General features: G+C 61.4%; 7 protein-coding genes. 5 read left to right on the forward strand and 2 right to left on the reverse strand.

Annotation, left to right across the window (positions count from 1 at the left end):
* Positions 1-45 precede the first annotated feature (45 nt).
* Positions 46-1,755, reverse strand: a complete 1,710-nt coding sequence (locus AA0535_RS01175) for a Na+/H+ antiporter (RefSeq protein ID WP_264814052.1) — start codon at positions 1,753-1,755, stop codon at positions 46-48.
* 70 nt (positions 1,756-1,825) lie between these two features.
* Here AA0535_RS01175 and AA0535_RS01180 point away from each other — a divergent pair, with 70 nt between their 5' ends.
* From AA0535_RS01180 to AA0535_RS01190, 3 genes are read left to right on the forward strand one after another with little or no spacing between them, the layout of a single operon-like run.
* A complete protein-coding gene (locus AA0535_RS01180; RefSeq protein WP_264814054.1) occupies positions 1,826-3,100 on the forward strand; it encodes a metallophosphoesterase family protein in 1,275 nt (424 codons plus the stop codon).
* Positions 3,097-6,525, forward strand: a complete 3,429-nt coding sequence (locus AA0535_RS01185) for a YhaN family protein (protein WP_264814055.1) — start codon at positions 3,097-3,099, stop codon at positions 6,523-6,525. Before AA0535_RS01180 ends, AA0535_RS01185 begins: the two co-directional genes overlap by 4 nt.
* A 10-nt stretch (positions 6,526-6,535) precedes the next feature.
* Positions 6,536-7,426, forward strand: a complete 891-nt coding sequence (locus AA0535_RS01190) for an SDR family NAD(P)-dependent oxidoreductase (protein ID WP_264814056.1) — start codon at positions 6,536-6,538, stop codon at positions 7,424-7,426.
* Between the two features lie 161 nt (positions 7,427-7,587).
* On the opposite strand, the gene AA0535_RS01195 is transcribed toward AA0535_RS01190, so the two are convergent.
* Complete coding sequence (locus AA0535_RS01195; RefSeq protein WP_264814057.1) at positions 7,588-8,328, reverse strand: SDR family oxidoreductase; 741 nt, start codon at positions 8,326-8,328, stop codon at positions 7,588-7,590.
* Between the two features lie 113 nt (positions 8,329-8,441).
* On the opposite strand from AA0535_RS01195, the gene AA0535_RS01200 reads away from it, so the two are divergent.
* Positions 8,442-9,347, forward strand: a complete 906-nt coding sequence (locus AA0535_RS01200; RefSeq protein WP_264814059.1) for a LysR family transcriptional regulator — start codon at positions 8,442-8,444, stop codon at positions 9,345-9,347.
* Between the two features lie 207 nt (positions 9,348-9,554).
* Complete coding sequence (locus AA0535_RS01205; protein ID WP_264814060.1) at positions 9,555-12,890, forward strand: efflux RND transporter permease subunit; 3,336 nt, start codon at positions 9,555-9,557, stop codon at positions 12,888-12,890.
* Positions 12,891-12,892 lie beyond the last annotated feature (2 nt).

Consider the following 12,892-nt stretch of genomic DNA (forward strand, 5'->3'; position numbering starts at 1 on the left):
GCCTTCAGGGCAGCCATTCGACGATCCTCGAGAACGTCGCGTACGCTATCCGATATCTTTCGGCAGACGCGCTACGCGCGCTCTCAATAGCTGCTCCTCGAAATCGAGCTCCTGCTGCAATTCCCATTCGGTCTGGTCGTTGATACCCCGGCCTACAAAAAGCCGATGCAGGGTGTCGCGCTGGGCACGCAGCAGGAGCAGTCGCGTCGCCAGTTCCAGCCGCTCGCGACGCAGCGATACGCTACGCCCCATGAGCGATGTCTGAGGCGTCTCATCGATCTGGCTGAGGCGGTTCTCGTAAGTCTGTTCCAGACGGTCGAGCACATCGCGTTTGACCATGTCCTCCTGACCGGCCGCCGCGTGACTCTCATTCCCGCGCAATTTCTCCTCGCGGATCAGGGCAATTGCCGTGTGGAGGAGTTCTTGCCGTGCTTTCGTCTCCTCCGCCGCATGGCGTTCCATGCCGGCAACCGGCAGGAAACGCAGACAGAGCGGCATGAAAAGACCGGCGCCCATGAGCGAGATCACGATCACACCAGCAGCGATGGTGATCAGCAGGTCACGTGACGGAAAAGCGCCCATCTCGCTGCCGGCGGCAGGAAGGGAAAGCACGGCAGCAAGCGTGACCGCCCCCCGTACCCCGGCAAAAGTGAGCAGAACCGATCCGAGGAAGTCGGGCCAGACAAAAGGCGTGTGGGTCCAGCGCGCAACGAGCCATCGCCTGAGAATGGAAAACCACACCCCGACAAAACGCAGCAGGGTCATGATCAGATAGATGGCTGCGATCAACCCGGCGAGCGCCAGCAGCGACACCTGGCGCTCATGAGCCATAGCCACGCCGCTGCGCATGAGAGCTGGCATCTGCAAACCCAGAAGCAGGAAGATAAGTGCGTTGAAGATATAGGTCACCATGCCCCAGATCGTGGTTGCCTGAAGCCGTGTTGCCGTATCGGTTTCCTCGAGCATGCCCATCATCTTGATGACCATGCAAGCCGAGACGGCCGCCAGTATTCCGGAACATCGCAAATGCTCCGCCACGATATAGGTCACGAAGGGAAGCAGGATCATCAGCGTGATCTGCAGCGGAGGATCATTGAAACCCCGGCGCAAGAGGATTCTGTTGATCCGCGCCGAGACATAGGCAATGAGCGCGCCCACGGCCAGACCGCCAAACGCCACCAGCAGGAAATCGCCGAAGGCCTGCCGGTAGGAAAACTCGCCCGTCATCGCGGCAGCGGTCGCAAACCGGAAGCATACCAGCCCCGATGCGTCATTGAAGAGAGCCTCACCCGACAGCACATGAAGCATTCGCTCCGGGACGCGACGTCCCGCCAGCAGACCTGTGACAGCCACCGTATCGGTCGGAGAGAGCGCCGCGGAGAGCGCGAAGCAGCATGGCAGATCGAGAGCGGGGATCAGCCAGTGAATGGCATAACCGCAGAGCACAGTACTGAATACGACGAGGCCGAAGGCCAGAAAGAAAATCGTGCCGCGCAATTCATGAAATTCGCGCAGCGGCATACGAAATGCGTCCGCGAAGAGCAGCGGCGGCATGAAGACGAGCATGAACAGATCGGGGCGCAGCCCGATGGAAATGCCTGCCAGCGCCGCGATAATCCCGAGACCGATCTGGATCAGAGGTAGCGGTACGCTGTTACGTACCACGCGGACGATCAGGCTGCTTGCGGCTGCCAGAACCAGAAGAAGCAGGATATTATCGGCGGGGATCATGGCACGACCGAGGATCGACGGCACGGCATAACAAGAAGTCCTTCTCCCTTTTTCTTTCGATGCGCCGGATCAGAGCATGCGATAGAACGAGCCCATGAGTTCGTTCCGTTTCATCCACGCCGCCGATCTCCATCTCGATAGCCCCCTTCGGGGTCTTGAACGCCATGACGGTTTGTCCATGGAACGTATCCGCGATGCCTCGCGCCGGGCATTGGACAGGATGGTGGATGCTGCCATCGCCCACGACGTGGCTTTTGTCGTGATTGCCGGCGACCTGTATGACGGGAACTGGAAAACTGTCAGCACGGGGCGGTACATGGCCAATGCCCTTGGCAGGCTGATCCGGCACGGGATCGGCGTCTATCTCCTTCAGGGCAATCACGACGCCGCCTCGATCCTGACACGCGATCTGCCTCTGCCCCAGGGGGTCCAGAGATTTCCCTCGCGCAAACCGGGCAGTTTCACAATCGAGCCTCTCGGCGTAGCGCTGCACGGGCAGAGCTTTGCCGAGCGCCATGTGCCTGACGACATGACCCCCTCCTATCCGAAACCGATGGAGGGATATTTCAATATCGGGGTGCTGCACACCTCACTTTCCGGTCATGGTCAGCACGAGGTCTATGCGCCATGTTCCGTACAGGGGCTGCGTGCCAGGGGATATGATTACTGGGCACTGGGACACGTGCATGAACGCATGATCGACAAAGATGGAACGCCCATCGTCTATCCCGGTGTTCTGCAGGGACGCCATATCCACGAAACGGGTGAGAAAGGCGTCGTTCTGGTCACGGTCGATAACCGTACGGTCACGTCGATAGACCCCCTTCCCTGCGACGTGGTACGCTGGCGGACCCTGCATTTCGACTGCACGGGAATGACTCAGGAGGCCGAGTTGCACCAGCGCCTCGGGGCTGAATTTGTCCGGCTTGCCGAGGCCCATCCTGACCATCTCTGTGTCACGCGGCTCATTCTCGAGGGGAAGACCACCCTGCATGATCTGCTCCGCCGTCAGGGTATCGCCCTCAGAGAGACAGTCCAGCATCTGGCGGCCATGAGCGGTGGAGAAATCGAGCTCGAGAAGCTGCAGATCCAGACCCGCGCTCAGGAGCAGGCTGGAGAGAACGAGGCATCGCCCGGCATGGCGACAGACAGCGCCCTTGCAGGACTGATACAGGAAGCCACTCGGGACCCTGCGCTCCTGGCCGAGATCGGCGCCGAGCTCGATCTCTGTCTGCGGACCCTGAATCTCGGCGATGTCCAACCCGGATCCCTGCTGGATCGCATCGATCAGCGCGCCTGGGAGACGATTCTCCCCGCACTTGGCGAGAGCCTGTGCGACAGGCTCGCTTCGGGGGGTGACACGCCATGAGGCTTGCCCGTCTGGATCTGCTGCGTTACGGCGGATTTGCTGATCGCTCCTACATTTTCGAGGCGCATGGCTCCGATCTGCATGTGCTTTACGGGGCGAACGAAGCAGGCAAATCGACTACGCTTCAGGCCATCAGTGACCTGCTTTTCGGCTTCCCCCACAACAAGGCGCAGGACTGGCGCTACGATGCCGCCCAGTTGCGCATTGGCGCCGTGGTCGAACAGGACAACAACGCCCCGCTCGGCATGATCCGCAAGCGCGGCACCAAACAGACCCTTCTGGCATCCGATGGCACGACTCCACTCGATGAAAACAGGCTGATCAGCCTGCTCGGTGGTGTGGATCGCACGGGGTTCGAACGTCTATGGAGTCTCGATCACGCGCGCCTGCGTCAGGGTGGCCATGCAATGGCCCAGTTCGAGGATGATCTGGGCCAGCAGCTTCTCGCAGCAGGATTCGGGCTCGGGAATGTCCAGAGCGTGCTCGCGTCACTCGATGCCGAAGCCGGGGCGCTCTGGAAGAAGAATGGCCGTGGCACACGGCTCAACGACCTCAGAAACCGTCTGAACGAGGCCCGTACGCGGCTCATCGCCGCGGAGAAGGACAGCCAACGCTGGAACAGCCTCAACCGCGAGGCCGGAGAAATCGACGAAGCCCTTGTCACGCTCCAGGCCGGTCTGCGCGACAATGCGAGCGAAAGGCAGTCTCTGGAGCGGCTCAGGCGCGTGCGCCGCGATCTTGATCGCCATGAGCAGATTCTGGCCACGCTCAGAACCGACATGCCTCCACGCTTTTCGGTGCAGGATCACGCAGCGTTCGACGAGACCATTGCAAGGCACGTTGCCTGCCAGCACCGGATTGACCGGCAGACCGACCACCATGACGGTCTTCTCGCCCTGCGCCGCGCCTGTCATCCCGATGCACTCCTGTTGGCGCATGAAACAACGATCGACTCCCTTCAGGCCCGTGCCGCCCATCTCGACCCGCTTCTGGCAACCAGCCAGGAGCAATCCAAGATGCTGGAGGCGCTCGATCTCAAGCTGCGTATCGCCGGGCACGAGGGGCCGTATGGCACGATCCTGGCCGCCCTGCCTGACCCGGAAACCCTGACCCGGCTGCGCCCGCTCACGCTCGAAAACGACACCCTGACGCGACGGGAGCAGGACAACAGGGATGCCATTGCCCACGCGAAAGACCGTCTCGCGGCAGCGACATCGCGCCTCGATCATCGTGAGCCGCCCCCGCTGGCAGCGCTCCTCCTCGCCCTGCAGCAGGCCGAAAAGCGTGACACACTCGATCGCGACCTCGCAGGCCTCGGGCGAGACCTTCACCAGGCAGAACAGCGCCTTGCCCGTGCCCTGAACGATCTTCACCCCTGGCAGGGCGAGCTCGACAACCTGCATCGGATGGCCATCCCGGATCCTGACTTCGTCGACCGTGAAATGACGATCTGGCGTGACCGCGACACCCAGTGCGCGGTTCAACGTACCGAGCTGGTCGCCGTGACAGAGGCGAAAGCACGACAGGAACTCTCCAAAGCCCATCTGGAGCAGCGTCAGATAGTTTCTTTCGCCGCCCTTTTCGAGGCGCGTGCCCATCGTGATGCCCTCCTCGACAGGCTCGACCCTCGGGAAGAGAATGGCCGTGCGCTTTATCTGGACGCCCTGCGCCACGCGGATTCTCTGGCAGACCGTCGTTTCGACGAGGCAGAGGAGTCAGCGCGCCTGACCCAGATCGAGCAGGAAATCGACCATCTCACGCTGAAACAGGATCAACAGCGCCAACGAATTGCCGGGCTCGATCAAGCCCGGGAAGCTGCCAGAAAACAGTGGCAGGAAGAACTGACCCGTCGCACCCTGCCCTGTCTCGACCCCGAACGCCTGCGGGGCTGGCTGACGCTTCGGGAACAGGCGCTCGAAGCAGCCGACGCACATGCGCTGATCATCTCGCGACAGAAAGATGCGGAAAGCCTCCGCCGCCGGGCATTCGAGTCCCTGCGCGCAGCCCTGCCCGATATGCCCGTCTTCCCTGCTCTGGGTGAAGCCGTTCTCTGGGCGCAGTCCCGCCGGACGGCGTGGCAGAGAGAGGCCGATCTGGCCAGTCAGCTGAGAGCCGATATCGATCAGGAACAGCGCAGCCTGGATGTCGAATTGCGGAGAAAGGAAGACCTCTCTGCCGAGCGCGCGATATTATCCGATCGCTGGGCATCTCTCGGCGCCTCCTGCCCCGCGCTCGACCTCGCGCCGACGAGCACCATCGATGCCCTTACCGCCCAACATAAAGCGGCCACCGAAGCCTTGGCGCTGAAGAACCGCCTCGATATCCAGAAGGCCGAGGCTGAGTCTCTGGAGAGCGAGATCGCCCGGTTTATCGCGCAATTGCAGAGACAGGACGGACTCGCCTCTCGCCCCCCGAGGCAGGCCCTCGATCTCCTGGCGAATGAACTCCGTCAGGCCCGTCTCGACCGGGACAGGGCTCAAAGCTATGACGCCGATCTGGAAAAAACCGCCGCGTCACTCGATGAGGCCCGGCGTGAACAGGAAAGCATCACCCGGGTATTTGCGGATTTCGCCTCCCGCCTCGCCGGAGCCGAAACGCCGGATCCGGTTGTCGATCCTGCTGTCATAGAGGGGCTTCGCGCTGCCTTCACCCGTGAAAAGACCTATCGTACCCTGCAGGAGGAAGCCGCCGCCATCGAGCGCAGGCTGGCAGACGAGGAGAATGTCCCCGATCTTGCGGCGCTTTTGACGCAGGCGCAGGAATGGTCTGCCGAAGCCGTAGAGAAACGCCTTGACGATCTGGCTCTCGCCCGCGAGGCAATGGAGCGCGAGCGTGACGACAAGCTCGGACGGCGCGGCGAGATCGGCACGGATCTGCGCCAGATCGAACAGGCTCATGACGCCCGCGACGCCGCCCTCGCCATCGAAACCTGCCGCACTGAAATGGCCGCTGCGGCCGAGGCCTGGGCTTCCTCACGCATCCAGTCGCTGATTCTCAATCACGTGGCGCGACGACAGCGTGACGAGAACACAAATCCTCTGCTTAAATCGGCCGAGCGCTATTTCGAGGCCCTGACCTGCCAGCGTTACGGGCGTCTGGTCATTGCAGAGGATGGCAAATCGCCCGAACTCGCCGCCCTGACCCGGGACGAAACACTGATACGCCCCGGATCCATGAGCGAAGGCACACGCGACCAGCTTTTCCTGAGTCTTCGTCTTGCCGCTCTCGATCAGTCGCGCGCGCGCGGTATTCGCCTGCCCTTTATCGTCGATGATCTGTTCATGACGTTCGACGAGGCTCGAGCCGGGGCCGGTCTCGCAACGCTCGCGGGCATTGCTGCACAAAACCAGATCCTGTTTTTCACGCATCACGCCCATCTTGCTGATCTGGCAGAGGGATTTGGCGCAAGACGGCACAACGTTTAATGTTCGGTTCATGAATTATCAGACGATCTTCATCACCGGCGCCGCCTCGGGAATCGGTCGCGCCCTCGCCCTCGCCTTGTCGGAACCGGGACGCCATCTTTATCTGGCCGACTGCAACGCCACGGGGCTGGAGGCCACGCGAGCGAGTTGCCATGAGCGTGGAGCAACAGCCCGCACCACCTGTCTTGATGTGACCGATCGTCAGGCCATGACCGAATGGTGTGCCGAAGGCCCGGACAGGGCGATCGATTTGCTTCTGGTCTGCGCCGGGGTGACCGGTGGTGTGGATGCGCTCGATGAAGAAGGCGCCGCCTTTGAAACGCCAAGCCAGATCAGGCGTATGATGGCGGTCAATCTGGAGGGGGCCTTCAATGCCATCCTGCCAGTGATGACACGCATGCGTCGCCAGCCCCTTGTCAGGACAGGCCGGTTGCGCAGCCAGCGAGGTCAGATATGCGCCATTGCATCGGTAGCCGGGCTCGTATCCTATCCCGGCACCCCGTCCTATTCCGCCTCGAAAGCGGCACTTGACCGCTTTCTGGTCGCGAGCGGCGCCTATAGCCGCCGCGCCGGAATCCATCTCTCGAGTGTGTGCTGCAGTTTTGTGGCCACCCCGATGGTGGCGCAGAACCGATTCCCGATGCCCGGTCTGATGAGCGTGGAAAATGCGACAGCGCATATCCTGCGCGGACTGGCCCGCCGCAAGAGGAGAATCATCTTCCCGAACTGGCTGGTGCTCGGCTCGCGCTTCATGGACATCCTGCCGATCCAGCTGGCCGAACTTTATTACACACGTCAGCCTACGGGTCGTCCGGGCTCGATGCCCGGGATAGAGAACCCGGCCTGCAAGGACGTTTCCGGAGCAGCAACAGACACGGACGCAGCAGCTCTCACCGTGTAGCCCACAGGGTCACGCGGCTCCAAGGATCCGATTGCCGCGACCCTGTGCGGCGAGATGCGAGACAGCCATGCTCCCTGTTTGACAGGCGGCATGTGAGAATGATGATCCGCCGTCCCGCGGTGATGCCGCATCAAGCCCTGTCCTCTGCGTACGAAGCAGGATCAGACGATGCCGCCATTGGCGCGCAGGGTCTGCCCGTTGATCCACGCTCCGTCCGGTCCTGCCAGAAAGGCAACACTGGCGGCGATGTCCTCAGGTTCACCCAGCCTTTCCAGAGGCGCCATTCTGGCCAGCCTGTCGATCTGTTCGGATGATTTGCCGTCCAAGAACAGCGACGTGGCTGTCGGACCCGGCGCTACCGCATTGACGGTAATCCCGCGACCGCGCAACTCCCTGGTCAGAATGGCCGTCATCGCCTCGACGGCGGCCTTGGTTGCGGCATACACGCCATAACCCGGCAAAAGCAGCCCAACGACGCTCGAGGAGAAATTGATGATCCGCCCTCCATCTCGCAAGCGTCTGGACGCCTCGCGGAGCGTGTTGAATGTCCCTTTCAGATTGACGGCAATCTGCTGATCGAAATCCTCGTCCTGCGTGTCTGCGATGGGTGACAGCTTCATGATCCCGGCATTATTGACCAGAACATCCACCCCTCCAAAAGCCGCCTCAGCCGCATCGAACAGGCCTCGCACGGCATCGGCGTTGCTGATATCGGCCTGGGCAGTCATGGCACGCCCACCCTGCTGCTGAATTTTCTGCGCCAGCGCCTCTGCAGGGGCAACGCTGCCGGAATAGTTGATCACAACGGTGAAACCGTCTCTGGCCAGGCGCTCGGCAATGGCTGCGCCGATGCCGCGCGAAGCCCCTGTGACAAGAGCGATCTTCTGGGTGTTCTGGGTCATGGCTGATCTCCTGACTGATCTCTCTGATGAGGATGAGCGGAGTATGGTGCTTTTCCGGGGGCAGATAATCGCGCATGATCCGGTATCACTTTCCGGATATGGCGAACAAAGCAATGGACCGATTTGACGCCATGCGGGTCTTCACCCGGGTCGTGGAACGGCGCAGCTTCACTGGCGCCGCCAGCGATCTTGGACTGCCACGCTCCACGGTCACCGACGCTATCAGGCAAATGGAGGAGCGGCTCGGAGTCCGGCTTCTCCAGCGTACGACACGCCATGTCAGCCCGACGCTCGATGGCGAGGCCTTTCACCGACGCTGTCTCTCGATTATCGCCGATCTTGAGGACGCTGAGGCTGGCTTCCGGGGCGCACAGCCCCGTGGCCCCTTGCGTGTCGATGTCCATGGTACCCTGGCACGACATTTCATTCTGCCGCATCTGCCCGGTTTCATGGCAACATATCCCGAGATCGACCTCACGCTGACCGAGGGCGATCGGCTCGTGGATCTGATTCGTGAGGGGATCGATTGTGTCCTTCGCGTCGGCGACCTGCAGGATAGCGATATGGTCGCACGTCGGGTGGCCATGCTCAGGGAAGTGACCTGCGCGTCGCCACCCTATATCGAACGCCATGGTATGCCCCATACGATCGAGGCGCTGGAAGGACACCGGATGATCGGGTTCAGCTCTTCGGCTACCGGCGGGATCCTGCCTCTCGAATTCATGCAGGACGGGGCTTTGCGCCATATGACCTTGCCGAGCCCGATGGTCGTCAACGGTGCCGAAAGTCTTGTTGCGGCAGCCAGGCTGGGTCTCGGGCTGGTCCAGGTGCCGCGTTACCATATCGAACAGGATCTGGCGCAGGGGAGCCTGCTCGAAATCCTGCCCGCTCATCCCCCCTCAGCAACGCCCGTATCCCTGCTTTATCCTCAGAGCAGGCAGCTTTCCCCACGGGTGCGCGTGTTCATCGACTGGGTCGTCATGCAGTTCAGGAACAGCGAAACCCAGGTCATGGACTGATCGGAAAACCGGTGCTGCCCGGGCAATCATGCCGAAACCTGTTGGCCATAGAGTATCGGGCGCGCCCTGCAAGAAACCTTCACCTCCGAGAGGCGGGGCGGACAGGACAGACGCATTTGCTTACTGTTTGTGACAAGATGACGAAAACATAATCGGCTGCCCGCAGGCGCATGGGTATTTTCACGAAATCTTTGCTATGAAGTCGAAATGAATTTCTGTCGTCTCTTCATCATGCGTCCTGTGGCGACGATTCTGCTCGCCCTTTCGCTGCTCGCGGCAGGGGCGATCTGCTACCCGCTGATGCCGGTCGCCAGCCTGCCCGATATCGGGTCGTCGACGATCAATGTCGAGATCGAGCAGCCCGGCGCGAGCCCCGAGCAAATGGTGAGCTCCGTCACCACACCTCTGGAGCGTTATCTCGGCCAGATTGCCGGGGTGAAGCAGATCGAATCAGACAGCGAAAACAGCTTCGCCTATATTCGCATCGACTTTGTGGAGTCGCGCAATATCGACGGAGCGCTCCGAGACGTGCAGGCCGCGCTGAGGGCAGCGCGGGCCGATCTGCCCCAGGGCACACTCGATCGCGACCCCTACGCCTACAAGGAAGACCCGACGTCGCAGCCCGTCTATCTGCTGTCGCTGACCTCGGATGTGATGACCCTGCCCAAGCTGTTCGATCTGGCGCAGATCCGGGTCAAGCCGCTTCTCGCGCAGATCAAGGGTGTGGGTCACGTGCAGGCCGTAGGCTCTGCCGACCCTGCCGTGCGCGTGGATGTGAATCCCTATGCGCTTTACAAATGGGGTGTGGGTTTCGAGGACGTGCGTCAGGCGCTTGCTTCGGCCAATGCCAACACGCCCAAGGGTTTCATCGATTCAGGCGGCCAGCGCATGATGCTGGAGACGAATGACCAGGCTGAAAAAGCGGCGCAATACCGCGATCTGATCATCGGCTATCGCAATAACATCAACCCCATCAAGCTGTCCTCTGTCGCCACGGTGGAAGACAGCGTGCAGGACCTCTATCAGGCCGGATACTTCAACAACAAACCGGCCATCACACTGATCGTGCGGGGACAGCCCAAGGCCAACACGGTCAAGATCGTCGATGCGGTCAAGGAGCGCATGGCGATGCTGCGCTCCGTGCTGCCTCCCGGTGTCGAGATGGATACGGCCATCGATCTTTCCTCAAGCATACGCGCCTCCCTGGAAGATACGCAGCTCACCCTGGCCATCTCGATCATTCTGGTGATCGGGGTCATTCTGGTGTTCCTGCGCCGCCTGCGCTCGACCATCATCCCCGCTGTAACGGTGCCGATCGCCCTTGTCGGCACGATTGCCGTCATGAAATGGCAGCATTTCACCCTCGATATCATGTCGCTCATGGCGCTCACGATCTCGGTCGGCTTTGTGGTCGATGATGCCATCGTGGTGCTCGAAAACATCGCCCGACATATGGAATCGGGCATGGACCGCATGAGCGCCAGTCTTCGTGGCTCCTCGGAAATCGGCTTCACGGTACTCTCGATCACGGCCTCGCTGATCGCCGTATTCATCCCGCTCCTGTTCATCCCCGGTCAGGTGGGAGCGATCTTCTACGAATTCTCGATGACCATCGTCTCGGCGCTGCTCATCTCGCTTGTGCTTTCGCTCACCCTCACCCCCATGATGTGTGCGTACTGGCTGGATGTCGAACATGAGAGGCCGGATGGCCGTCGCCTGAGCGACCGGGTCATCCTTGTGATCGATTTCGTGCTCGACGGCATCATCGCCCTTTATGGCCGGACGCTGCGCGTCGCCCTGCGCCATCACGTCCTGACCTTCCTCACCCTGCCTCTCAGCTTCATCGTCCTGGTGGGCTCGATCGTGCTCATGCCGAAAACCGGTGTGCCCGCGCAGGATATTGCGCTGGTTGGAGGGTCGATCAGCGGCGACGACACGATGTCATTCAGCGAGATTACCAAGCGCATCCACTATGTCGGTGCGGTGATGAAGGCCGATCCCGATGTGCTCTCGGTCACGAGCTGGAACAACAGCAGCAGTGACGGACAGCTCTTTGCCCGCCTGAGCGACAAACGTACCCGCACACGCACCGACGTTCAGGTGGTGGACAGCATCCGCAAGAAGCTGGGCGACATGCCGGGCCTGCGCACCTCCTTCTTCTCCGCGGGTGACCCCAATGGCGGCGGCGGCCAGCATCGCAGCGGTGCGTTCCGCTATGTGCTGCGCGATCAGGACCCGGCGGAACTCAAACTCTGGGTGCCCCGCCTCGTCGCGCGGCTGCGCAAAGAAAAGATGATGACCTCGGTTACGACCAATATCGAAGGTCACGGCGCGTCGGTTCATGTCAGGCTGCGCCGCGATACCGAAGCCCGTTATCTGGTCACTCCGCAGCTCGTGGGCAATGTGCTCTACGATGCCTATGGCCAGACTGTCGCATCGCGCATCCACACCGAAATCACCACCCATTCCGTGGTGATGGAGGTTGCCCGGGCCTATCGCGAGTCACCGGAAGAACTCCGCAGCACCTGGATATCGACAGCCTCGGGCACACCGGCTGGCGCAGTGCGGTCAAACCAGATCCGCGTACGCGCCGATAACAGCGCCACCGCCTCGACCGCGACCCAGCTCAGTCAGGCCTCGCTCCGCAATGCCATCGCCAACCAGATTACGGGCAACAATTCCAATGGCTCGGCCGTGGCTTCCTCGGTCGAGACCATGATCCCGCTGATCAATGTCGCCGATCTCGCCATGGAACCGACCCCGATGGAGATCGACCATCAGGACGGCATGACCTCCACCGCTGTGAGTTTCGATCTGGTCGAGGGCAAGACCTATGAAGACGCCCGCAAACTGATCGAACAGACGCTGCAGGATATGGGCGCCCCGCCCGGCCTTGGAGGCGAGTTCTCCGGGCTGGCCGGTGAGACAAAGGACATGCTCGTCAACGAGCTTCTGGCCTTCGTGGCGGCCCTGTTTGCCATGTATATCGTGCTGGGGGTGCTCTATGAGAGCCTGATTCACCCCTTCACCATTCTCTCCACGCTGCCCTCGGCAGGTATCGGCGCTATTCTGGGTTTGTGGATCGGCGGAGAGTCCTTCAGTCTTATTGCCATGATCGGCATGATCCTGCTCACCGGCATCGTGAAGAAGAACGCGATCCTGATGATCGATTTTGCGCTCTATGCCGAGAAAGAGCTGGGCCATACTCCGCGCGAAGCCATCTATGAGGCCTGCCTCACGCGATTCCGGCCCATTCTCATGACCACCCTGGCAGCGGCTCTTGGAGCCGTACCGCTCATGACCGGTCACGGTTATGGCTCCGAGATGCGCCGCCCGCTGGGTATTGCCATTGTCGGCGGCATGCTGATCAGCCAGCTGCTGACGCTGTATACGACCCCGGTCGTCTATCTTTACATGGACGCCATCGGCCGCTTTGGCACCCGGCTCTGGCATCGCATCTTTCCGACACGCGAGCCCCACCGCCCGGGCACGAACCCCAACTCTCCCCCTCCGGGCTCCGCGCCCCTGACGACCCAATCATAAGG

The sequence above is a fragment of the Asaia krungthepensis NRIC 0535 genome (assembly GCF_025995175.1).
Taxonomy (GTDB): Bacteria; Pseudomonadota; Alphaproteobacteria; order Acetobacterales; family Acetobacteraceae; genus Asaia; species Asaia krungthepensis.